Raw genomic sequence first — 26,030 nt, 5'->3', positions numbered from 1 at the left:
TTTACTTGATCTGGGCCAGCGCCTGCTCGAATGAGGCGGCATCGTTGGCATGGATACCTTCCACGCGCTTGTCGATGCGCTTGGCCAACCCGGTCAATACCTTGCCCGGTCCCATCTCGATCTCGAGGGTCACGCCGTCGTTCGCCATCCGCTCGACCGTTTCGGTCCAGCGAACCGGGCTGAACAACTGACGCACCAAGGCTTGCTTGATGGCGGCCGGATCCTGTTCACAGGATACGTCGACATTATTGATGACTGCGATGGTTGGAACCTTGATCTCGATCCCATCCAGCGCCGCTGCCAATTTTTCGGCGGCAGGTTGCATCAGGGCGCAATGAGACGGCACCGAGACCGGCAGCGGCAGTGCACGCTTGGCGCCGGACTCTTTCATCAGCAGGTTGGCACGCTCGACCGCTTCCTTATGACCGGCGATCACCACCTGGCCCGGGGAGTTGAAATTGACCGGGGAGACCACCTGGCCCTGCGCCGCTTTCTCGCAGTTGGCGGCGATGGACTCGTTGTCCAGACCTATGATGGCGGCCATGGCGCCGGTGCCTTCCGGCACGGCTTCCTGCATGGCCAAGCCACGCAGTTCGACCAGCTTGACCGCATCGGCGAAGTCCAGGGCACCGCTGCACACCAGGGCGGAGTACTCGCCCAGGCTGTGACCGGCCATGACGGCGGGAGTGGCCCCACCCTGCTGCTGCCACAGGCGCCACAGGGCGACGGAGGCGGTCAGCAGCGCGGGTTGGGTGCGCCAGGTCTTGTTCAGATCCTCGGCCGGACCGTCCAGCACCAGGCTGAGCAGATCATAACCCAGGACCTGGCTCGCCTCGGCGAAGGTCTCTTTAATCACGACGTGTTGCTCGGCCAGCTCGGCCAGCATGCCGACGCTCTGGGAGCCTTGTCCAGGGAAGGCAATGGCAAATTGGGTCATCATTGATTCCTTTAAGGTAAGACGAAATCGCTATGCGGGCACCCGACATCCGGGCGCCGCGTGGTATCAGAGACGCACCAGCGCCGAACCCCAGGCAAAACCACCGCCGAAGGCTTCCAGCAGCACCAGCTGACCCGGTTTGATGCGGCCATCCCGTACCCCTTCATCGAAGGCGATGGGTACGGAGGCGGCGGAGGTGTTGCCATGGCGATCCAGGGTCAGGATCACCTTGTCCAACCCCATACCAAGCTTCCTGGCGGTGGCGTTGATGATGCGGAAATTGGCCTGGTGCGGCACCAGCCAGTCGAGCTCGCTCGGATCGATGCCGGCAGCGGCCAGGGTCTCGGTCACGATCTCGCTCAGACGGGTAACCGCCACCTTGAACACGTCATTGCCCTTCATATACATGTAGGCTTCGAGCTCGGCGCCCGGCATGCCGCGACGGGGCTGCGGCAGCTTCAGCAGCTCGCCATAACGGCCGTCGGCGTGCAAGTGGGTCGACAGGATCCCCGGCGTCTCGCTGGCGCCCACGATCACGGCCCCTGCCCCATCCCCGAACAGGATGATGGTGCCGCGATCTTTCGGATCGCACATACGGGAGAGCACATCGGCCCCCACGACCAGCACATGGCGGGCCGCACCGGATTTGACGAACTGATCGGCGATGGCGAGGGCGTAAGTGAAACCGGCGCAGGCGGCGGCCACGTCAAAGGCCGGGATCCCCGGCACCCCGAGCAGCCCCTGCAGTTCACAGGCGGCGGCAGGGAAGGCATTTTCGGCACTGGTGGTGGCCAGCACTATCATGTCCAGATCGGCAGCCGTCAGGCCCGCCGCGTCCAGTGCCCGCAAGGCAGCCTGATGAGACAAGGTGGCGACTGTCTCGTCGGCCCCTGCGATGCGGCGTTCACGGATCCCGGTACGTTCCACGATCCATTCGTCACTGGTCTCAACCATCTGTTCAAGATCGGCGTTGGTACGCACCGAGCTCGGCAGGTAACTGCCAGTACCCAGAATTTTGCTATGCATAGAGTTCTTATAGGTCCCTGTCGGAAAAGACAGATTCAAGGCGATCTGCTATTTGCAATGGAAGCTGATGCTTGGCCTCTTGTGCGGCGAGCAGGATCGCATTACACAGAGCGCGCCGTTCGGCCCGCCCATGGCTTTTTACCACAATGCCGCGCAATCCTAACAGACTTGCGCCATTATACTGGTCGGGGTTCAGGTAAGAAAAACGCCGTTTGAACATAAATCCGGCGATCCGGCCAAGAAAACTGCGTTTCTTGCGGGGATATCCGGCCAGTTGGGCCATCATTCGCACCACCCCCTCGGCCGTCTTGAGCGCCACATTGCCGACGAAGCCATCGCAGACGATGACGTCACATTCACCGCTGAAGATCCTGTCTCCCTCGATGAAGCCGACAAAATTGAGCGCGCTGCACTGCCGTAGCAGCTCGGCGCTGTGGCGCACCAGATCGTTGCCTTTGATCTCCTCCTCCCCCACGTTGAGCAGCGCCACCCGGGGTGAGGCGATCCCCTCGACCCGCTCCGCCACCACTGACCCCATCACCGCAAATTGCAGCAAGGTGTCGGCATCGCAGCTCACGTTCGCCCCCAGATCCAGCATCACGGTGCGTTTGCCACCCAGGGTTGGCAGCGCCTTGATCAGCGCAGGCCGATCGACACCGGGCAGAGATTTGAGAACACACTTGGCCATGGCCATCAGGGCGCCGGTATTGCCGGCGCTGACGCAGGCATCGGCCTCACCGGCCTTGACCAGATCCAGGACCACACGCATGGAGGAGTCTTTCAGGGTACGCAGCGCCACGATCGGTTTTTCGCCCATGCTCACCACCTGTGAAGCATGCACGATACGAACGCGGGGATGAGTCAGCAAGCCATGTTGCTGTAACAGGGAGGCGGTCTGGTGTTGGTCACCGACCAGAATAAGTTTGAGCTGAGGCAGAAGAGACAGTGCCTGCACGGCGGCAGGCACTGTTTCCGAGGGGCCAATATCTCCCCCCATTATGTCTAGCGCGACAGTTTGCGTAGACAAAGGCAATCCTTAAGCGATTACCTTTTTACCGCGGTAGAAACCATCGGCAGTCACGTGGTGACGACGATGGATTTCACCACTGGTCTGATCAACAGTCAGTGCTGCTGCGGTCAGTGCATCGTGGGAACGACGCATGCCACGCTTGGCGCGGGTTTTACGGTTCTGTTGTACGGCCATGGTAGGCTAACTCCTAAAAATTCACTTACGTTTGAGCTCTTCAAGAACTGCAAAGGGATTCGGCCGCTCATCAGCAGGTTCGATATCACCCCAGGTCATCTCCATGTTCCCTCGCGGGCAAACATCCATTGGATGCATTGCTACCTGAGGCAACGAGAGGATGAGTTCATCCTCCAGGATTTGATGAAGATCTATCTCGCCGTTTTCATCCAACTCAATGGGCTCATAAGCTTCCGGCAGTTCTTCCTCGTTTGTTTTTTCAAACAGCGGAGTGTAGATAAAATCAGCTTCACAAAGGTGTTCGAATGCCTCTCCACAACGTTGGCAAACCAGATTGACCTTGGCATGGGCAGTGCCTTTCATAACGGTCAAATGCTGGATATCTTTACCAAATTGCACAGTGACATCCACATCACTTCGCAAGCCTTCGGTTGACGCTTCCAATCTGGGCATCTGCGACTTTTCCACTATCCCGACATAGTCGAGTAGCTTCAAGGCATTACGGACTGGATCAACCTTAACGGGCAACTTCACCTTTTGCATAGGGCGCGAATATTATAGGTCCAACAAGGGATAGTCAAAGGAAAAAGTCCTTACCGCCGATGATTTTAACCGCACAGGTCCCCTGAATACAGGAACTTGTGTTCATCGGTGGCTGATTATGCCACAAACCTCGGGATCCCACACAGGATCCTGCACGATCCAGTGGCAACGCACTAGCAGGGGCATGCTGAGCGAGCAGATCCAGGCTGATGCGGACGACCGCGCGGCCCTCCCCCTCGACTGAACCTGACGCACTGGTCAAAAAACACCCTTACAGCGTCTTGTGCTCTGTCTTAGGATAAGGGTGGATCTTATAAGGACATCATCTGGAGTGTGCCCATGAAAGGCCTGATCCCCTGGTCGTTCGCCCTGTTGCTGTCAGTTGGCAGCTTACTGCTACCCGCATTCGCCGAAGAGAAGGCCACCGGCCACTATTACTGGGAGCGCGAGGTCGAATCCTTCATTCCCTGCGGCTCGGACAACGCGTTCTGGGTGCTGGGCGAGAAAAGCGTGCTGCAACCCTTGCGGGACAAGGTCAGTAAACTGGGCGACCATCAGCCGATCTATGTCGAGGTAACCGGTCATTTCGAAGATAACGCCGACAGCGAGGGGGCCGCGGCAGATTACGACGGCCTCTATCGCATCGAGTCCGTGATCGCGAGCACTCCTGACAGCCCCGCCACCTGCCCCGTGCTGGTTATGGGTGACTGATCGCAACCGCACCTTCCTTTCCCCCTCAGGGAGTGGCAGGACAATGTTTACTGCCACCCAGCAGCTTCTTTTGAGACTTTGATCGGGGTTGCGCCTCCATTAATCGCCGGATGGCCTGAAAGCTGGCTAGCGCCGCCTTGACAGCCATCGGATTGACCAGCCAGCCCGGCAGGTTGTCGCCTGGGTTGGTATAGGTCTCCAGCCTGATCAGGGTAGAGCCATCCTGTTGTGGCAACGCTTCCCAGCGCCCGGCACTGGCCCGGATCCGCACCAGACCAGGACGCGCAGCCAAGGCATCCGGCTCGGCCCACACCTTGAGTTCCAGCCCGCAGTCGGCCCGTCTGCTCAGATGAGAACGGGTGATAAGCTCTCTGTCCTGTACCGGCCAGGGGGATTCCAGTCGGGTATAGACCAGATCGTCATCGGGGCCGGACCTTGCCAGCAGCCGTACCTCGCGACTCTGGGGCAACCACTCCCGATGACGCGCGGTGTTCCGCAGCACGGCCAGCAGCGCAGCGGGATCCGCCATGACCCGCATCTCCAGGCGCAGGGCCAGGAAGGGGGACGGGGGACGGGGCTGGGTCCAGAGCATCACCCCCGCCTCACTCTGCTGGCGTTGCCACCCCTGCCCCCAGCTCGCCAGGGAGATCAGCATCAGGGCCAGTACTCCGTATCTAGTCATCGGTCTCTCCCGCCTCATTACCCTATGCTTATAGCCGTTTTTCCGGTGGTCTGTGAGACGACCTCTCCACGCCTCCGCATGGCCGCGGCGTGGGCAGTTAGCGCCGGCACCGTCGGGTTGCGATGTCTCCGTTGATTTGTGCTGATCGCCCCACATCGGTAGAATCAACCAATTGATTTATAGATGGATATCACCAAAATATGCGCACGCCCCTGATCCTCGCCTCCACTTCTCGCTATCGCAAGGCACTGCTGGAAAAGCTCAGCCTGCCGTTTCAATGCGCCTCCCCCGCCGTCGATGAAACTCCTCTGCCCGGGGAATCGGCCGAGACGCTGGTCGCCCGGCTGGCGCATGCCAAGGCGAGCGCCATTGCCAGCCAGCATAAGCAGGGGCTGATCATCGGCTCGGATCAGGTGTGCGTGTGTGACGGCCGCATTCTCGGCAAGCCGGGTACGGTGGAGAAGGCGGTGGCGCAGCTGATGGCGGCACAGGGCAAGAGCGTCACCTTCTATACCGGCTTGTGCGTGCTGGATGCCGCAAGCGGTCAGGTTGAGCAGTTGGTCGAACCCTTCACCGTGCACTTTCGCTACCTCGATGAGGCCGCGATCCACCGTTATGTGGAGGCTGAGCTGCCACTTGATTGCGCCGGCAGCTTCAAGTGCGAGGGGCTGGGCATAGTGTTGTTCAGGGGGCTGGAGGGGCGGGATCCCAATGCGCTGATCGGCCTCCCCCTCATCGGCCTGATCGAGCTGCTGGGTCTGCATGGTCTGGCCCTGCCCTAAGCCACGGCATGCGCCGAGATCAACAACGGGAGCCAAGGCTCCCGTTTTACGATGAGTAGATAAGCAGGCCGATCAACTCAGCTGTTGCCTCAGCGCCTCCATGGTATCGACGATGGCGACGGGATGATGCTCGGCCAACCGGGCCCTGTCGTGCACGCCCCAGGTCACGCCGAGGCGCGGCATCTGCAACGCCTCCGCCATCGCCATGTCGTGGACGGAATCCCCTATCATCAGCGCCTGATGAGGGGCCAACCCCAGTTCATCCAGGATCTGCACCAGCATCAGGGGATCGGGCTTGGAGTTCGCCTCGTCCGCGCCACGAGTGGCGGCAAACAAGGGGCGCAGCCCCGTCTCGTCCAGTACCCTGTCCAGGCCACGGCGGGACTTGCCCGTGGCCACCGCCAACGCAATACCCTGCTCATGCCAGTTATGCAACAAGTCGCTGGCCCCGGCAAACAGCGGGCTCGGCGTGTCATCATGCAGGTAGTGATGGCGATAACGGGCGATCAGGGCCTGAGCCCGCTCGCCGCCCTGGGGCAGGTTGAACAGTCGGGGCATGCCGACCTCGAGGCTGAGCCCGATGATCTGATGCGTCTCCTGCGCCGTCGGCACGGGTTCGCCACAATCCCGTGCAGCCCCCAGCAGACAGGCGACGATCCGGCCCACCGAATCCATCAGGGTACCGTCCCAGTCGAAGATGGCGAGCCGGATAGCCTTCATCAGCGCGCCAGCTTGTTCAGGAAGTTGTCGAGCTCGGGAGCGAGTGGCGCCTCCACCTGCATCTCGCGGCCATCGGCCGGATGGGTGAAGCTCAGCTTCCAGGCGTGCAAGAACAGCCGTTTCAAGCCCTGGGCACGCATCTTCTCGTCGAAGGCGGCTTCGCCATACTTGTCATCGCAGGCGATGGGATGGCCGGCATGCTGGGTATGGACCCGGATCTGGTGGGTGCGGCCGGTGATGGGGCTGCATTCAACCAGGGTCGCCTCGGCAAATTCGCGGGCGATCCGGAAACGGGTTTCGGATGGCTTGCCGTCACTGTTGACTCGCACCACCCGCTCGCCGGATTGCAGATCGTTCTTGCGCAGCGGCGCATTGACCACCTTGACGTGGGACTGCCATTGGCCACGCACCAGCGCCAGATATTGCTTGCGCATGGTCTTGACCCGCAGTTGCTCGTGCAGGCTGCGCAGGGCACTGCGCTTCTTGGCAACCAGCAAGACGCCTGAAGTGTCGCGGTCGAGGCGGTGCACCAGCTCCAGGAAGCGAGCTTCCGGGCGCAGGGCTCGCAGCCCCTCGATGACCCCGAAGCTCAGGCCGCTGCCACCGTGCACGGCCATGCCGGACGGCTTGTTGAGCACTATCATGGCCTCGTCTTCAAACAGGATCTGGCTCTCCAGACGCTGGATGCTGCCGAGGTTGGCAGAGGGCAATTCGTTCTTCTCGGCAACGCGCACGGGCGGAACCCGCACCTCGTCACCTGGGCAGAGTTTGTATTCGGGTTTGATGCGTTTCTTGTTGACGCGCACCTCTCCTTTTCGAAGGATGCGATAAATCAGGCTCTTGGGGACGCCCTTTAACTGAGTCTTGAGAAAATTGTCGATGCGCTGCCCTTCATGCTCAGCTTCGATGGTGAGCAGCTGCACTTGTTGATGTATCTGTGTCATGGCGCGGATTTTAACACTGCCGGTGCCCCTTGGCTGCATGCTTTGTTAAAAAATGGCACCTTGCTATAAAAGTGGTTTAAATGGGATAATAAACAAGGTTTTGTCATTGTGTTCAAGCCTTGTACTAAGTGGCCAAAAATTATGCCACCCAATCCCGAAACACCGTGTATACAAGAACATGACGGTTCCCGGGTGCGAGGTACAACGCATGGAGAACGCAAACAGAACCGGTTTAATTGTCTCCACATCGGTATCCTTAATTCACGCCTTCTCGAGAAGGCAGAACCAGAGTGCCCTTAGTTTGCGCCTCATGCATGCCCCAACCGGGAGGTTGCCCAAGCATGCTGAAGACCCGAGGCCGGCACCGGCAGGACCCTGTGGAGGAATCAAAATGACAAAATAATGAGAACTCAATGAAAAGAATGCTAATCAACGCGACTCAGGAAGAGGAGCTGCGCGTAGCGCTGGTTGACGGACAACAGCTCTACGATTTGGATATTGAAAGTCCGGGACACGAGCAGAAGAAAGCGAACATTTACAAGGGTAAAATCACCCGCGTAGAACCCAGTCTCGAAGCTGCTTTTGTCGACTATGGCGCCGAGCGCCACGGTTTCCTACCATTAAAGGAAATCGCCCGCAATTACTTCCCCTCCGGTTACTCCTATCAGGGTCGTCCCAACATCAAAGAAGTGATCCGCGAAGGTCAGGAAGTGATCGTCCAGATTGATAAGGAAGAGCGTGGCACCAAGGGTGCAGCCCTCACTACCTTTATCAGCCTGGCCGGCAGCTACCTGGTGCTGATGCCGAACAACCCCCGTGCCGGTGGTATCTCCCGTCGCATCGAGGGTGATGAAAGGACAGAACTGAAAGAAGCCCTGAGTGGCCTGACCGTGCCGGACGGCATGGGCCTCATCGTGCGCACCGCCGGTGTGGGTAAATCCCCGGAAGAGCTGGAATGGGACTTGAACGTTCTGCTCAACCACTGGGATTCCATCCACAAGGCGTCACAGAACCGCTCCGCTCCGGTGCTTATCCATCAGGAAAGCAACGTGATCGTGCGCGCCATCCGTGATTACCTGCGTCGCGATGTCGGCGAGATCCTGATCGACAATCCGGTCATCTTCGAGCGTGCCAAGTCTCACATCGAGCTGGTCCGTCCCGATTTTCTCAACCGTGTGAAGCTGTACAAGGGCGAAGTTGCTCTGTTCAATCACTTCCAGATCGAGAGCCAGATCGAGTCGGCCTTCCAGCGTGAAGTGCGTCTGCCCTCCGGCGGCAGCATCGTTATCGATCCGACCGAAGCGCTCACCTCCATCGATATCAACTCCTCCCGCGCCACCAAGGGCGGCGATATCGAAGAGACGGCGCTGCAGACCAACCTGGAAGCGGCCGACGAAATTGCCCGTCAATTGCGTCTGCGCGATCTGGGTGGTCTGATCGTCATCGACTTCATCGACATGACGCCAGTTCGCCATCAACGCGAAGTGGAAAACCGTCTGCGTGAAGCCGTGCACCAGGACAGAGCCCGCATCCAGCTGGGACGGATCTCCCGTTTCGGTCTGCTGGAGATGTCCCGTCAGCGTCTGCGCCCCTCCCTCAACGAGTCCAGCAGCCACATCTGCCCTCGCTGCCAGGGTCAGGGTGTGATCCGTGACAACGAATCACTGGCCTTGTCCATCCTGCGTCTCATCGAAGAAGAGGCCATGAAGGACAACACCGAGCAGGTTCATGCTCAGGTGCCGGTCGATGTCGCCGCCTATCTGCTCAACGAGAAGCGTACCGCCATCGCCAGTCTGGAACAGCGTAATGAAGTGCGTCTGTACATCATTCCGAACCAGCATCTGGAAACCCCGCACTACGAAGTGACCCGCATTCGTCAGAATGAAGTCCCGGAAGCGGCCAGCTACGAGCTGAAAACCGAGATTGCCAAACCGGTCTACCAGCCGAAGCAGGCTCAGGTGATCGAGCGCGAGCAACCGTTGCTGCAAGGCTTCGTGCAGGCTCCCCAACCCGCGCCTGTCGCGCCGGCTCCCGTCGCCGCGCCGGCACCGGTTGTCGCCGAAACGGGTCTGTTCGGCAAACTGTGCAAGGCCATCTCCGGTCTGTTCGGTTCCGACGCCGCCCCTGCCGATGTCAAGGCCCCTGCTGCCGAGAAGCCGGCCGTGCAACGGGAAGATCGCAAGGATGACGGTCACCGTCATCAGCGCGATGAGAACCGTGCCCGTGGTCAGCGTCCCCGTCGCGACGACAACCGCAGCAACCGCAACACTGCGGAAGCGGGTGAGAAGCGTGAAGGTACCGCCAACCGCGAGGGTGGCGAGAGCCGCAACCGTCGTCCGCGCAAAGAGCGCGAGCCGCGCCAGGAACGTGAAGTCCGTGGTGAAGCACGCAGCGAACAGCGCATGGATCGTGAACCCCGTCAGGAGCGCGAGCCCCGTGGCGAAGCACGCACCGAACCGCGTGTAGATCGCGAACCTCGTGAACCGCGTCAGGAACGTGAACCCCGCGCCCCGCGCCCGGCTCGCGAACCCCGTGCTCCGCGTGAACCTCGTGCCGAAGTGGTCGTTGAAGCGGTAGAAGCCGTTCAGCTTGATGCTGCCATCGTCAATGACGAGCCGCAGCAGGAGAAAGAGCAGAAGGTGGCCGAGCGCCGCGAACGTCGTCAACTGCGCAAGCAGGTTCGTGTCGATGTCGTCGCTGCCGATACCCCTGCCCTGCCGGTGGACGAGCAGGCGGATGACGTCGTCGAGACGCAGGCTGTGGCCGGTGAGCAAGAGGAGCAGACCGACGGTCAGCGCCGCTCTCGTCGTACCCCGCGCAGCCAGCGTATCGAAGGCCAGCGTCGCAAGCGCATCAACGAAGATGCACGTGGCCAGCGTGATGATGAGCCCCAGGCTGACGTTCAACTGACTGCGGCCGCTCAGGCGGATGCAGCTCAGGTTAAAGTGGAAGAGCCTGCGGTACCCGTCATCACCATCCCGAGCGCCGAAGCCGTTGCCGCCGCGCTGCAAGCCTCTGCCGCCCTGACCGAGCACGTGGTCGCGGAAGCCGTGGCGGAAGAAGCCCGTGAACAGGCCGCTGCGACTGTGGTTGAGCCCGTCGTTGAACCAGTGGTTGCCCAGGCAGTCCAGGCTGTCGCCGAGCCCGTTGCAGAGGTAGCACCCGTTGCCGAGCCGGTTGTGGCGGAAGTCGAAGTCGCTGCTGCCGTGGTCGTCGAAGAGGCGCCTATGGTTGAGGCCCCCATCGCCGAGGTTGCTCCTGCTCCTGTCGCCGTGGAAGTGGCACCTGCTGTCAGCACCGAAGCCGCATTGCCGGTTGAGGAAGTTGCAGCCGCCCCCGTCGCTGAGCCCGCACCAGTGATCGCGCCTCAGGTCGAGACCGTTGCCAAGGCCGCCGTGGCTGCCCCGACCAAACCGGTCGATCAGGGTGTAGGTGTTCTGGCGCGAGCTCGCAAAGCCTCTGCGCCTATGGCGACACCGGCTGCGGCCCCTGCTCAGCCTGAGTCTGAGCAGCCGGTCGAGCAGGCACCGTTGGTTCGCAACGAAGTCGCCAGCTCTGGCCGTCACGCTGGCAGCACTGCTGCGGTCAACGTGGCAACCAGCCCGGCGGGTCGTCCCTGATCTGCTAGTTCGCTAGTCTGATAAAAAGAGCCACACCCTGTGTGGCTCTTTTTTTTGCCTGGCTGCCGAGATCCCCTCAGTAGATCCGTCTCCCCCCTATCTTCCGTCTTTCCTCTTCTTAGTCCTACTATGCTCTGGCGTCGCTGCTGAATGGTGTCTTGCCTGCAATCGGGATGCACATCAGCCCCGGTCATACAGTCGTTGCGGCCTGCTCACGCGCGTCTTCCCGCGAGGTATCCGGCACACAGCCTCTCCCCACATAGGCGCCACCGCAGGATTAGCTCCATATCTCACTCCCTGTTCTTTCATTTAGCCTGCCCACAGGTGCTGACACATAACGTTCGTCTCTCTGGCCGGGTGATAAGGTGCGGTACGCCCCATTGAACCGAGATGCCTCTTCCAGGCAACAGCACGGCCTTATCTGGAAACGAGGCTGACGCCCATCCATCATCACCATATCTCAACGCTCAAGCACCATAGCGCAAGAGGAGCCAGCACTGAGTGCTCCTGCCCTTTCAAGCTCTCGTTGGGAGGTGATCCCTTGGCGTGGTGGCAGGGTTTTGCCGAGGGTGTTGATGGAGGTAAGGTCGGGGGTGTTTATCTGTGTATCACAAAGCTAGTTTGATGGCATATAGTCTGATTCGATCACTAAGTAGCGCACACCATTGCTGATAAGCAGGCATGAAAAAAGGGCCCGTAGGCCCTTCGTCATTCAGTCAGGTTATCTGCTATCAGTTGCCAAACAGGCTGTTGCTGATAAGGAACAGGCCACCGGAGAGCAACATGGTCAGCGGCAGGGTCAGCACCCAGGCCAGCAGTATGGTCTTGATGGTCTGGCTCTGCAGCCCTGACTTGTTGGCCACCATGGTCCCCGCCACCGCAGAGGAGAGGATATGGGTGGTGGATACGGGCATGCCGGTCAGGCTGGCTACCCCAATGGAGGCCGCGGCGGTGATCTGGGCGGCAATCCCCTGGCTGTAAGTCATGCCGGAAGAGCCAATCTTCTCACCGACCGTGTAGACGATACGGCGCCAGCCCACCATGGTACCGCAACCCAGCGCCAGGGCGATGGAGACGATGACCCAGGTTGGTGCATATTCGGCCGTCGCGGTCAGATCCTTGCGCCATTTGGCCAGATCGGTCAGCTCCTTGGCCGGCAGCGGCAACTTGGAAACCTTGCGGGCGGTGTCGTCGATGCAGAGCAGCAGACGACGCACTTCGCGGCGGTCGGTCAAGTCCATCTCTTCATAGGTACGCACCTGACCGAGACGGTTATCCAGCGTGGCCATCGCCTCGAGCGCCTCACCGGCGGAGCAGTGTGTCATCAGCTCTTGCTGGGCATGCGCCGGCACGCTGAAGTTCACGACCTGGGACACCTGCTCGTGGTTGCGCTGGTAGATCTCCAGGATGCGCTGGTTGGCGTCCTGGGTCCGATCCAGCTCGTAGGAGCGGCTGCTCATATCCAGCGCGAAGTAGGCAGGTGCCATGCAGATCAGCACCAGCATCACCAGACCTATGCCCTTCTGGCCATCGTTGGAGCCATGTACGAAGCTCACGCCCATGGCGGAACAAATCAAGGTCACACGGGCCCAGAACGGCGGATGCTTTTTGCCGTCCACCAGCAGACGCTCTTCCGGGGTTTTATGGATCTTGCTGCCCTGCCAGACGCGCTTCATGGCAAACAGCAACAAGGCGGCGATGATGAACCCCACGGTGGGAGAGATGATCAGGGAGAGCATGATGTCGATGGCTTTACCGACGTTGATCCCCTGCGTAAGAGGTTGGTGATTGAGCCAGGCATAGGCACCACCGACCCCCAGAATGGAGCCGATCAAGGTGTGCGAGCTGGATGCCGGGATGCCGAAGAACCAGGTACCCAGGTTCCAGACGATGGCAGAGAACAGCAGGGAGAACACCATGATCAAACCCTGGGTGGAATCCATGCCGAGCAGCAGATCGATGGGCAACAGATGGACTATGGCGTATGCCACCCCCAATCCGCCCATCATGACCCCGGCAAAGTTGAACAGACCAGAAGCCACTACCGCCGTATGAGCGGGCATCGCCTTGGTATAGATAACCGTTGCTACCGCGTTGGCGGTATCGTGAAAGCCGTTGATGAATTCATAAGCCAGCACAAAAAAAACGGCCAATACCAAACCGATTGACCACCACAAACCCAAACCACTAAACATTTCAAACATAAAAACGAACCTGTTTATGAGTTGCGGCGGATTATGCCAGAAGGCTCGATGCGCCATACCCGTTGTTGAAATATTTCAGTAAGAAAAAAAACGGGCATTCCGTCAGAAAATGTCTTAGGGCCTGTGGGAATGCGCCTTGTCAGAGATTAATTAAACCCCTCCTCTCCCTTCTGGATAGGTTTCAATCAACCCCAATTCATCTATGAGAACCCGTTTTTTCGCTCTTTCCCCGCAACCGATTTTGCGGTTTCGCCCTGTGGCGACGGCGAGGACCTCGATGCCAAGCATCATGGCACCTGACCAGAAAATGAAAAAAGGGCACCTGGGTACCCTCTACAAGCTAGCAGTATGCGAGACTCAATCAGTCCTGATTCATCCGACTGGCCACCGCCCCCTGCTGGCTCTTGTACTTGGCATTTTCCCGCTTGTTGTAAGGACGGGCGGCGGCGCCTGAGAGCATCTCGAAGTTGAGCGCGCCTATCTTCATCTTGGGGCGCAACGCCAGCGGCAGCTTGCCGCCGTTGTAGAACTCCAGCACGATGCGACCGGACCAGCCCGGATCGATGCGGTGCGCGGTCACGTGCACCATCAGCCCCAGTCTGGCCAGGGAGGAGCGACCATCCAGCCAGCCGACGATATCGGCCGGCAGGGTGACGGATTCGTAGGTCACCGCCAGGGCCAGCTGACCCGGGTGCAGATAGAAGGCCTCACCGTCCGCAATGTGGATCTCGTCGCTCATCACCCGATCGATGGCATCGGCCATCTCGCTGCTCGGGCCGCTCAGGTCGATATAGGGGGCGGTGTGATCGCGGAACACCCGGAACTCGTTGCCGAGCAGCACATCGACGCTGACGCCACTGATCCGCTCAACACCGGGCCTCGGCTCAATGACGATCTTGCCTTCATCCAGATGGCGTTCGATATCGGTATCACAAAGACGCATTGGGCGACTCTCCTGCTAAATGATTCATTTAAAAAAGCCGGGCATCGCCCGGCTTGTAGCATCTTATCCGATCAACATGTGGCGAATGCGCGCCTTGAGCATGTCGATGGCGATGCGATTCTTGCCGCCGCGGGGCACTATCACATCGGCGTACTGCTTGGACGGGTCGATGAACTGCATGAACATCGGGCGCACCGTCTTCTGATACTGCTTGAGTACCGAGTCCATGGTCCGGCCGCGCTCTTGCACGTCGCGCACCAGCCGGCGCAACAGGCAGATGTCCAGCGGGGTATCCATGAAGATGGAGGCATCCATCAGCTCCCGCAGCCGGCTATCGGTCAGCAGCAGTATCCCTTCCAGGATGATGACCCGACGGGGGGCAAAGGCAGTCACCTCCGCCAGGCGGGTGTGTTCGGTATAGGAGTACTGGGGAATATCGACGGCTTCTCCGCGTACCAGCTGGCTCAGATGCTGCACCAGCAGATCATGATCCAGGGCATTCGGATGGTCATAGTTGGTTTTGACCCGCTCTTCCATGGTCAGGTGGGTCTGATCACGGTAGTAGCAATCTTCGGTGATCACACCAATCTGACCTGCGCCCAGTTCGGCCACCAGCTCTTCATAAATGGTTTGAGCGATAAGACTCTTGCCGGATGCGGATGCACCAGCAATACCGATGATCACACACGAATGTTGAGTATCAGACATTGAAAATACCTAAGGAGAAGAGCACTGGGGATTGTTTAAACCGATCCATTATATAAAAAAGGGTGAGCCATGCCCACCCCAAATCCATTGCAATCGGCCAACAGCCGATTATTCGTCCAGCGCCACCGTGTAGAGCGGGGTCGCAATCGGTTTACCGCTGAAATAGAGCTCGGCACTGACCCGGCGGGCCAGCTTGAGGTAAGCCTCAGCCAGCTCCCCTTCCGGCGCACCGAACACGGTGGGAGTCCCATTGTCCATGTGCTGACGGATATCGATGTGCAGCGGCAGCTGGCCAAGCAGTGCCACTTGATACTGCTCTGCCATCTTCTGGCCGCCACCGGTCCCGAACAGCGCCTCGTGATGACCGCAGGCGCTGCAGACGTGATAACTCATGTTCTCTATGATGCCGAGCACAGGTACATGCACCTTGTTGAACATGGCGATGCCCTTGCGTGCGTCCGCCAGCGCCACGTCCTGCGGGGTGGTGATGATCAGCGCCGCCGTGGTGGGTACCTGCTGGGCCAGGGTGAGCTGGATGTCCCCTGTGCCCGGCGGCATGTCCACCACCAGGTAATCTACCTCGCCCCAGCGGGTCTCGTGCAGGATCTGCGCCAGCGCCTTGCTCGCCATGGGACCGCGCCAGATGGTGGCATCCTGCTCGGCCACCAGGTAACCGATACTGTTGCTCTTGAGGCCACAGGCCATCACCGGCTCCATGGTCTTGCCGTCGCGGCTGCCGGGACGCTCCTTGAGGGTGCCCATCATGGTCGGAATGGAGGGGCCATAGATGTCCGCATCCAGGATGGCGACCCGCGCCCCCTCCCTGCTCAGCGCCAGCGCCAGGTTGACGGCGGTGGTGGACTTGCCCACCCCGCCCTTGCCGGAGGCCACCACCAGGATGTTGCGAATGCCCTGCACCGCCGCCAGCTGCTGGGCGCGGGGCATGCTCGCCACCTCGATGTCGCAGTGCCAGTCGATGGCGGCGGTTCCCGTTGCGATGCGCAGGCGGGAATCGAAGTTTTGCTTAATCTGCGCAAACAGGGAGCGCCCGGCAAACGGCAGCACCAGCTTGATGATCAGGCGCTGCTCATGATGCTCGATGGCACGCACGAAACCGGCCGCCACCAGATCTTTGCCCCACCCTGCCGGCTTAAATTCGGCAAGGATCTGTTTTACTGAATCAATCACCATTAACTCCCCATTATGTTGTCGTTATGCTGAGGTGAACGGTTACCGCACACAAATCAGTGGCTTGACTGCGGATCCGGGATGCCCTCTGCCGCGCCAGGCAAGGCCACAACCCTAGGCAGGCCGCCCCCAATTCGGGTAACATGCACGGCACTGTATCATCCCAACAGGCACATAAAGAACGTATTATGGCAACTGATCCTCGTACAATGCTGGTAACCTGCGCCCTCCCCTATGCCAATGGCTCCATCCATCTCGGTCACATGCTGGAACACATCCAGGCCGATATCTGGGTTCGTTATCAGCGAATGCGTGGCCATCAGGTGCATTTCGTCTGCGCCGACGATGCGCACGGCACCCCCATCATGCTCAAGGCGCAGCAGCTCGGGATCACCCCGGAAGCGATGATCGCGGCCGTGTCCGAAGAACATCAGACGGATTTCGCCGGCTTCAACATCAGCTTTGACAACTATCACTCCACCCACAGCGACGAGAACCGCGAGCTGGCGGGGCTGATCTACGGGCGCCTGAAAGAGGGCAACTTCATCAAGGGCCGTACCATCACCCAGCTGTTCGATCCGGAAAAGTCCATGTTCCTGCCGGACCGCTTCGTCAAGGGCACCTGTCCCAAGTGCAAGTCCCCCGAGCAATACGGTGACAACTGCGACGCTTGCGGTGCCACCTACAGCCCGACCGAGCTCATCGATCCGAAATCCGCCGTCTCAGGTGCGACCCCGGTGATGAAGGACTCAGAGCACTTCTTCTTCGACCTGCCCCAGTTCGAAACCTGGCTCGCCGGCTGGGTGCGCGGCTCCGGCGCCATCCAGGAAGAGATGGCCAACAAGATGCAGGAGTGGTTCGAGAGCGGCCTGCAGCAGTGGGACATCACCCGTGACGCCCCCTACTTCGGCTTCGAGATCCCGGGCGCCCCTGGCAAGTACTTCTACGTCTGGCTGGATGCCCCCATCGGCTACATGGCGTCGTTCAAGAACCTGTGCAACAAGCGCGGCGACATCGATTTCGACAGCTACTGGAAGAAAGATTCCACCGCCGAGCTCTATCACTTCATCGGCAAGGACATCGCCTACTTCCACTGCCTGTTCTGGCCGGCCATGCTGGAAGGGGCGGGTTTCCGCCAGCCGACCAAGGTCAACGTGCACGGCTATGTGACCGTCAACGGCGCCAAGATGTCCAAGTCCAAGGGCACCTTCATCAAGGCGAGCACCTATCTCAAGCACCTGGATCCGGAATGCCTGCGTTACTACTACGCCGCCAAGCTCAACAGTCGCATCGACGATCTGGATCTGAACCTGGAAGACTTCGTCTCCCGCGTCAATGCCGATGTGGTCAACAAGCTGGTCAACCTGGCCTCCCGCAACGCCGGTTTCATCACCAAGCGCTTCGACGGCAAGCTGGCTGACAGCTGCAGCGAACCCGAGCTCTACGCCGAGTTTGCCAACGCCAGCACGGCTATTGCCGACGCCTACGAGGCCCGCGAGTTCAGCCGCGCCATTCGCGAGATCATGGCGCTGGCCGACAAGGCCAACCGCTACGTGGACGACAAGGCCCCCTGGGTCATCGCCAAGCAGGAAGGCGCGGATGCGCAGCTGCAGGACGTCTGCTCCGTCGGCATCAACCTGTTCCGGGTGCTGATGGCTTACTTGAAGCCCGTCATGCCGCTGCTGGCCGAGCGCACCGAAGCCTTCCTGGGTGAGACCCTCAGCTGGGAAGGAGTCGCCAAGCCGCTGACCAACCACCAGCTGGCCCCGTTCAAGGCGCTGTTCTCCCGCATCGAGCCCGCCAAGGTTGAGGCCATGATCGAAGCCTCCAAGGAAGATCTGGCCAAGGAGCAGGCACCCAAGGTGGCCGGTCCGCTGGCGGATGACCCCATCAGCCCGACCATCTCCTACGAGGACTTTGCCAAGCTGGACCTGCGCGTGGCGCTGATCAAGAAGGCCGAAGCCGTGCCGGAGGCCGACAAGTTGCTCAAGCTGCAGCTGGATCTGGGCGGTGAGACCCGTCAGGTGTTCGCCGGCATCAAGTCCGCCTACAACCCGGAAGATCTGGAAGGCAAGCTGACCGTGATGGTGGCCAACCTGGCGCCGCGCAAGATGCGCTTCGGCATGTCCGAGGGCATGGTGCTGGCCGCAGGCCCGGGCGGCAAGGATCTCTGGATCCTTGAGCCGCAGGAAGGCGCCCAGCCCGGCATGCGCGTCAAGTAAGCGCGACCCGCACGCTGTGATCAACACGCTGCGATAAAAAAGAGAGGCCATTGGCCTCTCTTTTTTATCTCTTCCTTTCTAGCCCTTCATTGCCACTGCACGGCCCCAGTCATCAGGCCGGGCGCAGCATCGCCATCCTGAGCCCGACCAGCTCCGCCTGCTGGCAATCGAGCTGCTGCAACTGGCAGTGCATCGCCGCCTCCAGCCGATGCAGCTGACGCTTGCGCTTGTCGCTGACCCGCTTGCGGCGCAGCCGTCTGAGCCATTGCCGACCATCCTGCAGCTGACCGAGCCGCTCCTGCCACTCGATCAGCATGGCCAGCCAGGCCGGATCGCCGACCCCCTGCCCGACCAGCAGCTCCACCCCGTAGCGGGTCTGCTTGAGGATCAGCCGCAGCCGATGCCAATGGCGCAACTGGCGCCGCTCACTGGCGACGGCGACATCCAGCGGCGCCGCCAGCCCGTCGGCCAGCCGCAGTACCAGCTGCAGTTGAAACAGTGGCAAGGGATTGAAGTCGGCGGGCACCTGGGCCAGGCGGCTGATCCAGCGCTCAAGGCGCACCGTCAACATGGGCACCCGGACTGGCGGCATGGGGACGGGCTTGCCGCCGAAGCGCTCCCCATACACCTGGGCATCCCGCAGGGCGGAGAGTCGACAGGTCGCGCGGTGCAGGCGCCGCTCCAGCCCGGGTTGGTGGATCAGGGGGCGCCACAGGGCGAGCAGCGCCAGCAGCCGGCGGGCCGCGATCCGGTAGGCGTGCACCTCGGCCACATCCGCCCTCTGGCGCAGGGCCAGGGTGGCCGCCCAATACTGATCGATGAGCCCGTGTGCCTGCTCCAGCCATGCCGTCTGTGGCATCCTCTCCATGCTCTTGCCTCCCTTCTGCTAGTTGGTATGAAAGCCGCTGCCCGTGGGCGGCGCTGCCTTGGCACACTCCATTCGGGTCACAGTCGCCGTCCTGGGGCCGTGCTCCAGCCAGCCCAGCATCATCTGCACCCTCTCCTCAGGGCCGGCGATCAGGATCTCGACCGAGCCATCCTCCAGATTGTAGGCATGACCCCGCAGCCCCAGCTGCAGAGCCCGCTCCCGGGTGAAGTAGCGAAATCCCACGCCCTGCACCTGGCCCCAGACCCGGACGACAAACGATTGCTCTCCCATTTTCGGCACCTTTCCCTTAAGAAATTTCCCTCCAAGGCGATAATGAGTGCGACACTCTTCCCTTGCAGGACGCAATATCATTATGAAAGAAGTAAAGTTTCGGTGGGTTGACCGTTATCTCATTCACCTCACAATCAGCGAAAAATTTCTCATCACCTTCTGGTGCCCCCTGCTGTTCATCGCCTTCCTCACCTGGTATCTGCTGGCCGACGGTCATGATCGGCAGATGCAGCTGCGGCTGGATCAGTTGCAGCAACGGGTCGAGACCACGGCGCAGCTGGTGAGCCAGCAGCCGACCCTCAGCCTACCGGCCGAGCTCACCCTGAGCCAGAGTGCCAGCGGCGGCCTGAGCCAGCAGGGAGATCACTACAGCTTCAGCGCGAGCGCGGGTCAGGCCGGTTATGTCACCGGCACCCTGGATGCCAGCCACTACTCCCCGTGGGACGGGCAAGGCAAGACTCTCACCATCATCGCCGTGCTGGCCGCCCTGCTGGCCCTCATCACCCACTATCTGATGACCTTCGTGGCGGGGGCGCTCTACTCCACCAACAAGGCGCTGCAGACGGTGGCCGACGGGGATCTCACCTTCCGCCTCAACTTCTTCCCGGTGCGGGACGAGTTCTCCATCCTGGCCGGCAGCATAGACAGATTCACCGATCGCCAGCACAAGATAGTGCGCCTCGTGGATGAGTCCGCCGAGGCGCTGGCCATGGCCGCCGACGAGTTCCGCGAGCACGCCAGCGACGGGGAGACCCTGGCCCGTGCCCAGCGCCAGCACATGGACTCCCTGGCCGCCGCCATGGAGCAGATGTCTGCCGCGATCAGAGAAGTCGCCCGCAACGCCAACGACACCCTGCTGCAGACCCGCCAGTCCAGCGAGGAGGCCGCCAACGGCGCCGAGCGGGTGGCCCGCACCATCACGGCGATCCGCACCCTGGCCGATGAGATCGGCAACGCCTCGGGCGCCGTCGAGCGCTTGACCCACAACGCCAATCGCATCAACGAGGTGGTCAGCGTCATCAACGCCATCTCCCAGCAGACCAACCTGCTGGCGCTCAATGCCGCCATCGAGGCCGCCCGGGCCGGCGAGCAGGGCCGCGGTTTTGCGGTGGTGGCCGATGAGGTGCGTACCCTCGCCAGCCGCACCCAGCAGGCCACGGTGGAGATCCAGCAGATGATCGAGGAGCTGCAGGCCGGCACAGGCGCGCTCAACGACATCATGGAGAAGACCGTCGGCCGCGCCGCCAGCAGCCAGGCGCTCATCACCGAGGTGGGACAGGACATCGACAAGCTGAGCAGCCACAGCGACGCGGTGCTGGAGATGAGCACCCAGATCGCCACCTCCAGCGAGGAGCAGAGCTCGGTCGCCGAGGAGATCACCCGCAACCTGGATCAGGTGCGCAACGAGGCCGGTCGGGTGGAAGAGTCGGCCAGCGCCTCGGTCGCCGGCACCTCAGGCCTCAAGGCCACCGCCACCGAGCTGAGTCAGGCGATGACGGGTCTGCGGATCTGAGGCTCGCCACCACAAACGACAAGGCCATCCAACGGATGGCCTTTTTTATTGGCACACATTTTATCGTCCTATAAAACGCCGGATGAAAAAAGGGACCCTCGGGTCCCTTTCTGCCTGCCGACTCAGCGCCCGAAGGGCCACCAGGACTTGTCGTTGTCCTGGATGTCGACCCGGGTCTCCTGCTGATCACCGGCCTGCGCCCCTTGCAGCCGCTGCAGGCTGACCCTGAACTGCTCGGTGGGCTCGACAAACCAGTCGTCGATGACCAGCACCTTGATGGACTTGACGCCGCCCTCACCGGCGGCCCAGCTCACGGACTGACCAAACCAGGGCAGGAAGTCCAGCCCCCAGCGGGCGCTCAGGCCATCGAGTGCCAGCTGGGCACGAGCGGGCTGACGCAGGTCGCCGCTGCGCACCAGCGGGATCTCGACCAGCCAGTCACCCTCACTCACCTTGATGACGGGACTCTGCAGCGCGATGGTGGAGGGGGCCAACCTGTCTTTGATGGTCACCAGGGTCTGATGCTGCTCCCCCAGGGTGGCACCGCTGGCATCGTGCAGCACCAGGCTGAAGGTCTCATCCCCTTCGTTGCGGGTGTCGCTCAGGATGGGGATCTGCAGGCTCTTCTCCTCCTTGTCCCCGTCCGCCCAGTTCAGCACCCCGCCGAGCTGCGCCACGTCCTGGCCGTCGGCACTGCCGTGCTGCACCCGCCAGCTGACGCTGGCGGTGCCATGACTGCCGGCCAGCCGTTGCACCGCCAGGCTGAGGGTGTTGCCCTCCTCCACGCTGGCTGCGCTCTGGCTCAGACTCAGCTCCCCGGTCGGCGGCAGTGGGTACTGGATGGCCACCAGCACGGGATCGTGATCCGAGGCGCTGAACGGCCCCTCGGACTTGGCCAGCTGACCCGAAAACTTACTGCCGTACTCGAAGAAGTTGCTCTCGGCCGAGTTGATGTGCCAATCCTCGATGCCGATCACCTTGCTCACCAGACTCGGGCTCGCCAGGGCGTGATCCAGATTGCCCAGCTCCCCCTCATAGCTGTAGGAGTAGGTCTCTGTGCCGTGGAACTGGGTGTTGAGGTTGACCAGCCCGGCCCCCTTGCCCACCGCGCTCGGCTGCTCCTCATAGGGCTGCCCCGCCAGCAGGGTGAAGCCGGCACTCATGATCTGGCGGCTCTGGGCGGCCGGATCATAGTCGGTCAGCACCCGCACCGGATCCTCCATCCCGTAGGCGTTGAGATCCCCGATCACCAGCAGATCCCCCGCCTCCTGCTTGAGTCGCTCCCCCAGCACTTTCGCGGCGGAGACCCGCAGCGCGTTGCAGTGTCCCTGCCCATCCAGGGGATCGGCGCTGGCATAGTCGGGATAGTCCTCGTAGCAGGCCGAGCCCTTGGACTTGAGGTGGTTGACCACCAGGGTCAGCGGCGCATCCCCCTTGGGTGAGCGGAAGCGCTGCATCAGGGAGTCGCGCATGCCCTGCCGGATGCTGACCGGCTTGCCCGCGCCGTCGACGGCCTCGGCCACCTGCACCGGCAGCGGGATCAGCTGAGAGCCCCCCTCCAGGCTCACCTTGGCGGGCCGGTAGATGAGCCCCACCGTGATGGCGTCCGTGCCCATGGGTTGACCATCTGGCGACGCCACCCAGGCGTAGTGATCCTGCTCGTCCGGCAGGGCGGCGTTGAGGGCCCCTACCAGATTGGCGATGGCGGAGTTCTCCCCGTAGCCGTTGTTCTCTATCTCCATCAGCCCGACCACATCGGCGTTGAGCCGGGTGATGGCGCTGACGATCTTGGTGCGCTGCAACTCGAACTCGGCCACCGTCAGGGCGCCTCGGTTGCTGCCGGTCGGGTTGGCATCGCCCCCCACCACTGTGGTGAAGAAGTTGAGCACGTTGAAGCTCGCTACCCGCAGATCCCCAGCAGCGGCCAGCTCCGGGGTCTGCACCCGATCCCAGCCGCGGTGATCCACGTCCGCCGGGGTGATCCTGTTGTCGGCCACCAGCCGGTAGAAGTCATAGGAGTAGCCGATGGCCCCCTCCAGGTTGCTCAGCCGATCGCCGATGCGCAGATAACCCTGCTCGGCATCGAAGGCGGGATACCAGGGCAGGACACCATCCGGCGCCTTGGCATCGGTCTCGACCACCAGCTGATTTTGCCGATTGCGCTCCGCCCACTGGCTCGCCTGCTCGCTCATGGCCGGGAACTTCTGGGTCGACTTGATGAGCGGCGCGCCGTAGGCCAGCACCAGGTTGTTGCGCTTGCCATCGTAGTCGAAGCTGAAGTTGCGGGTGACCACCAGGCTGGACTCGGGCACCAGCCGCACCCGCATCCCCTCGTGGCGCTCCAGCAGGGTGGTCAGGCTCTCGCCCGCCGTCGCTACCAGATCCACCGCCGGCACCAAGCCCACCATGGGCTGGGTCACCGTCAGGGCGTCGGCGCTGAGCTGGGTCTGGTTGTAATACTCCTTCACCTTGCCGGAGACACACACCTCGGCCCCGGGCACCAGCCCGCTGGTCTGGCTGCTCTGCACGAACAGGCCGTCGGAGCTGGCGGGATCGCCGTCCCCTTGTGCGTCCTGGATGAAGAAGCCCTTGTAGAGGCCGTTCACAACTTGGGTCACCACCCCGCGGGTGGCATAGGCGGTCTCGGATTCGAACTTGCCGGCCGGCACCAGCGGGCTGCGATCACCGCTGCCTTGAATGGCCGGTACGGAGATCAGCTCGTCCACCGGACAGGCGAAGACCGGCGGCTGCGAGCCATCGCAGCTCTGCTCGCCGCTGCAACCCAGGCCGCTCACCTCATCCCGGGCGAAGGCCTGGTATTCCGCCGCCGGGTCGAAGGTGGACTCGGCCCCGGTGCGCCCCAGGTTGACGCCGGCCTTGCGCCGTAGCGTCATGTCCAGGGTCGAGACGGCGCCGGACACCCAGGCGGTGCCGGGATCCACCCCGATCTGACCCAGGCTGTCGACTATCTCGTCCCCCCGATAGAGTACCAGCCCATCGTCGCCGTTGAACACCAGGTTGCCGCTGAGCTGGTTGGCCTTGGCCAGGGTGGCGGCCAGCGCCGAGGGGTGGGCCAGCACCAGGCTGGCGCCGGGGGCCAGGGTCCCTTGCAGGGGCAGGCTGTTGGTCGGTCCCGCCGCCAGGGTACGGCCGTTGGCGTAGAGGGCCAGCCGGTATTGACCGAGATCGACCGCGCTGGCGCCGAGATTGCTCAGCTCCAGCGCCTTGTTGTTGCCGGATCCTTCCAGATATTCGGTGATGAGCAGCTGTGCCTGCACCTGTCCAGACAATGCCAGCCCGATCGAGAGCGCCAGCAGAGAGTGTCTTCCTGACATGTTAAGCCTTCCTTTCTTGTTTATTGTTGCCAGTGATATTGGGCGACCCTGAGGCCGCAGCACCTTGTTAGCTGCCGCAGGCAAGAGCCAGACGGCGCACATACTCTGCCCGCTTTTCCCGGCTCACACCGCGAGCTGGCTAACAATTGCAGAAGTTTGTTGCTGGCAAGTGACAGATAAGGTTCAGGTTTATCGAGTTGTTTAACATTGGCGGCGCGTCAGGACCGGCGAGGCGCAGGGCGGGCCCACGAAAGCCGCGGGGCAAGGCTGGCTTAAGGCCTCCTTTAACACTAGAATGTGCCCCCTCCTCTTCCTGGCATCGGCAAACACCCATGAGCACATACATCTATCTCGTCAAAGGCCGCGAAAAATCCCTGCTGCGCCGTCACCCCTGGATCTTCTCCAAGGGGATCGACAAGGTGCAGGGCAACCCCATCGATGGCGACACCGTCGAGATCTACAGCAACGATGGCAAGTGGCTCGCCCGTGGCGCCTGGTCCGGCAGCTCCCAGATCCGGGCCCGGGTCTGGACCTTCGATAAAGAAGAGACCATCGATCTGGACTTCTTTATCCGCCGCCTCAAATATGCCCAGGAATCCCGGGATCCGCTGATCAAGCGTCAGGGTCTCACCGGCTATCGCCTGTGCGCCGCCGAGTCCGACGGCCTGCCGGGCCTGACCATAGATCGCTACGCCAACTTCCTGGTGTGCCAGATCCTCTCCGCCGGGGCCGAGTTCCAGCGCGAGCTGATCACCCAGGCGCTGCGTACCCTCTATCCCGAGTGCAACATCTATGAGCGCTCCGACGTGGCGGTACGCAAGAAAGAGGGCCTGCAGGAGCGCACCGGCGTCATCCATGGCGAGGCCCCGACCGAGCCGGTGATGATCGAAGAGAACGACGGCGTCAAGATCCTGGTGGACATCCGCAACGGTCACAAGACCGGCTTCTATCTGGATCAGCGCGACAACCGCCAGGCGGTGGCCAAGTACGCCGAAGGCAAGCGGGTGCTCAACTGCTTCTGCTACACCGGCGGCTTCGGCATCTACGCCCTCAAGGGCGGCGCCCGTGAGGTGGTCAACGTCGATCTCTCCCAGAACGCGCTGGACATGGCCCGCCAGAACGCCGAGCTGAACGGGCTGGATGTCTCCAACACCCAGTTCGTCCGCCACGACGTGTTCAAGCTGCTGCGCGAATACCGCGAGAAGGGCGAGAAGTTCGATGTCATCGTGCTGGACCCGCCGAAGTTTGCCGAGAGCAAGGCCCAGTTGCTGGGTGCCTGCCGCGGCTACAAGGACATCAACATGCTGGCGTTCCAGCTGCTGGCGCCGGGTGGCGTGCTGCTGACCTACTCCTGCTCCGGCCTGATGGAGCAGAGCCTGTTCCAGAAGATAGTGGCCGATGCCGCGCTGGACGCCGGCCGCGATGCCCAGATCCTGGAGCTCTTGTCCCAGGCCTCCGATCACCCGATCGGCACCGCCTATCCGGAAGGCTTCTACCTGAAGGGGCTGGCGGTGCGCGCCCGCTAAGCCGCAGCGACCGCCGGGCTCTCTTTACCAGTAAAGGGAGACCTACCGTGTCACAGAAAAGGC

General features: G+C 61.6%; 21 protein-coding genes. 6 read left to right on the top strand and 15 right to left on the bottom strand.

The genetic code is table 11. The features are described from left to right. Nucleotide 1: 1 nt before the first annotated feature. The 5 genes from fabD to yceD form a co-directional block, all read right to left on the bottom strand. The gene (fabD, locus tag AACW18_RS11545) at nt 2-937 is read right to left on the bottom strand and encodes an ACP S-malonyltransferase (protein ID WP_218388723.1); all 936 of its coding nucleotides are present in this window, start codon (nt 935-937) and stop codon (nt 2-4) included. A 66-nt stretch (nt 938-1,003) separates the two neighbouring features. Next, nucleotides 1,004-1,963: a beta-ketoacyl-ACP synthase III gene (locus tag AACW18_RS11540; RefSeq protein ID WP_218291420.1), complete on the bottom strand. Its 960-nt coding sequence runs from the start codon at nt 1,961-1,963 to the stop codon at nt 1,004-1,006. A 7-nt stretch (nt 1,964-1,970) separates the two neighbouring features. Then, complete coding sequence (gene plsX, locus AACW18_RS11535) at nt 1,971-2,990, bottom strand: phosphate acyltransferase PlsX (protein WP_042654768.1); 1,020 nt, start codon at nt 2,988-2,990, stop codon at nt 1,971-1,973. A gap of 9 nt (nt 2,991-2,999) precedes the next feature. Continuing rightward, nucleotides 3,000-3,167 carry a 50S ribosomal protein L32 gene (rpmF, locus tag AACW18_RS11530; RefSeq protein ID WP_081966227.1) on the bottom strand — a complete coding sequence of 56 codons (168 nt, stop codon included), beginning with the start codon at nt 3,165-3,167 and terminating at the stop codon, nt 3,000-3,002. 21 nt (nt 3,168-3,188) lie between these two features. Further along, nucleotides 3,189-3,710, bottom strand: a complete 522-nt coding sequence (yceD, locus tag AACW18_RS11525; protein ID WP_084228411.1) for a 23S rRNA accumulation protein YceD — start codon at nt 3,708-3,710, stop codon at nt 3,189-3,191. A 339-nt stretch (nt 3,711-4,049) separates the two neighbouring features. Between yceD and AACW18_RS11520 the strand changes: the two genes are divergently transcribed. Further along, on the top strand, nt 4,050-4,421 hold the full coding sequence (locus AACW18_RS11520; RefSeq protein ID WP_042654769.1) for a hypothetical protein: 372 nt from the start codon (nt 4,050-4,052) through the stop codon (nt 4,419-4,421). A 25-nt stretch (nt 4,422-4,446) separates the two neighbouring features. Here the strand turns inward: AACW18_RS11520 and AACW18_RS11515 are convergent, their stop codons facing one another. Next, nucleotides 4,447-5,103 carry an START domain-containing protein gene (locus AACW18_RS11515; protein WP_218388722.1) on the bottom strand — a complete coding sequence of 219 codons (657 nt, stop codon included), beginning with the start codon at nt 5,101-5,103 and terminating at the stop codon, nt 4,447-4,449. Between the two features lie 200 nt (nt 5,104-5,303). Between AACW18_RS11515 and AACW18_RS11510 the strand changes: the two genes are divergently transcribed. Beyond that, nucleotides 5,304-5,885 carry a Maf family protein gene (locus AACW18_RS11510; protein WP_218388721.1) on the top strand — a complete coding sequence of 194 codons (582 nt, stop codon included), beginning with the start codon at nt 5,304-5,306 and terminating at the stop codon, nt 5,883-5,885. A 72-nt stretch (nt 5,886-5,957) separates the two neighbouring features. Here the strand turns inward: AACW18_RS11510 and AACW18_RS11505 are convergent, their stop codons facing one another. Beyond that, nucleotides 5,958-6,605, bottom strand: a complete 648-nt coding sequence (locus tag AACW18_RS11505) for an HAD family hydrolase (protein ID WP_218388720.1) — start codon at nt 6,603-6,605, stop codon at nt 5,958-5,960. After that, nucleotides 6,605-7,549, bottom strand: coding sequence for a 23S rRNA pseudouridine(955/2504/2580) synthase RluC (gene rluC, locus AACW18_RS11500; RefSeq protein ID WP_218388719.1), 945 nt, complete (start codon nt 7,547-7,549; stop codon nt 6,605-6,607). The genes AACW18_RS11505 and rluC overlap by 1 nt, the downstream gene beginning before the upstream one ends. 413 nt (nt 7,550-7,962) lie before the next feature. On the opposite strand from rluC, the gene rne reads away from it, so the two are divergent. Beyond that, a complete protein-coding gene (rne, locus tag AACW18_RS11495) occupies nt 7,963-11,169 on the top strand; it encodes a ribonuclease E (protein ID WP_218388718.1) in 3,207 nt (1,068 codons plus the stop codon). Nucleotides 11,170-11,900: 731 nt separating this feature from the next. Here rne and AACW18_RS11490 read toward each other — a convergent pair. The 4 genes from AACW18_RS11490 to apbC all read right to left on the bottom strand — a co-directional run bounded on the left by AACW18_RS11490 (nt 11,901) and on the right by apbC (nt 16,215). Further along, nucleotides 11,901-13,373 carry an inorganic phosphate transporter gene (locus AACW18_RS11490; RefSeq protein ID WP_042654775.1) on the bottom strand — a complete coding sequence of 491 codons (1,473 nt, stop codon included), beginning with the start codon at nt 13,371-13,373 and terminating at the stop codon, nt 11,901-11,903. A gap of 361 nt (nt 13,374-13,734) precedes the next feature. Then, entirely contained in the window at nt 13,735-14,316 is a 582-nt protein-coding gene (gene dcd / locus AACW18_RS11485) for a dCTP deaminase (RefSeq protein ID WP_043134827.1), read from the bottom strand. Nucleotides 14,317-14,379: 63 nt separating this feature from the next. Next, complete coding sequence (gene udk / locus AACW18_RS11480; RefSeq protein WP_042654777.1) at nt 14,380-15,024, bottom strand: uridine kinase; 645 nt, start codon at nt 15,022-15,024, stop codon at nt 14,380-14,382. A gap of 108 nt (nt 15,025-15,132) precedes the next feature. Further along, complete coding sequence (apbC, locus tag AACW18_RS11475; protein ID WP_218388717.1) at nt 15,133-16,215, bottom strand: iron-sulfur cluster carrier protein ApbC; 1,083 nt, start codon at nt 16,213-16,215, stop codon at nt 15,133-15,135. 185 nt (nt 16,216-16,400) lie between these two features. On the opposite strand from apbC, the gene metG reads away from it, so the two are divergent. Further along, a complete protein-coding gene (gene metG / locus AACW18_RS11470) occupies nt 16,401-18,434 on the top strand; it encodes a methionine--tRNA ligase (RefSeq protein ID WP_218388716.1) in 2,034 nt (677 codons plus the stop codon). A 112-nt stretch (nt 18,435-18,546) separates the two neighbouring features. Here the strand turns inward: metG and AACW18_RS11465 are convergent, their stop codons facing one another. Together AACW18_RS11465 and AACW18_RS11460 are read right to left on the bottom strand one after the other, a co-directional pair. Then, nucleotides 18,547-19,293: a CHAD domain-containing protein gene (locus AACW18_RS11465; RefSeq protein WP_218388715.1), complete on the bottom strand. Its 747-nt coding sequence runs from the start codon at nt 19,291-19,293 to the stop codon at nt 18,547-18,549. A gap of 27 nt (nt 19,294-19,320) precedes the next feature. Beyond that, nucleotides 19,321-19,593, bottom strand: coding sequence for an acylphosphatase (locus AACW18_RS11460; RefSeq protein ID WP_218291430.1), 273 nt, complete (start codon nt 19,591-19,593; stop codon nt 19,321-19,323). A gap of 82 nt (nt 19,594-19,675) precedes the next feature. Between AACW18_RS11460 and AACW18_RS11455 the strand changes: the two genes are divergently transcribed. Then, the gene (locus tag AACW18_RS11455) at nt 19,676-21,106 is read left to right on the top strand and encodes a methyl-accepting chemotaxis protein (RefSeq protein WP_218388714.1); all 1,431 of its coding nucleotides are present in this window, start codon (nt 19,676-19,678) and stop codon (nt 21,104-21,106) included. Between the two features lie 122 nt (nt 21,107-21,228). Here the strand turns inward: AACW18_RS11455 and AACW18_RS11450 are convergent, their stop codons facing one another. Then, on the bottom strand, nt 21,229-24,441 hold the full coding sequence (locus tag AACW18_RS11450) for an ExeM/NucH family extracellular endonuclease (RefSeq protein WP_256351858.1): 3,213 nt from the start codon (nt 24,439-24,441) through the stop codon (nt 21,229-21,231). A 332-nt stretch (nt 24,442-24,773) separates the two neighbouring features. Between AACW18_RS11450 and AACW18_RS11445 the strand changes: the two genes are divergently transcribed. Beyond that, nucleotides 24,774-25,967: a class I SAM-dependent methyltransferase gene (locus AACW18_RS11445; RefSeq protein WP_042654784.1), complete on the top strand. Its 1,194-nt coding sequence runs from the start codon at nt 24,774-24,776 to the stop codon at nt 25,965-25,967. Nucleotides 25,968-26,030: the final 63 nt, after the last annotated feature.

Origin of the sequence: Aeromonas sp. sia0103 (genome assembly GCF_963895295.1) — a bacterium.
Taxonomy (GTDB): Bacteria; Pseudomonadota; Gammaproteobacteria; order Enterobacterales; family Aeromonadaceae; genus Aeromonas; species Aeromonas encheleia.
This window is presented reverse-complemented; position numbering and strand designations above follow the sequence as displayed.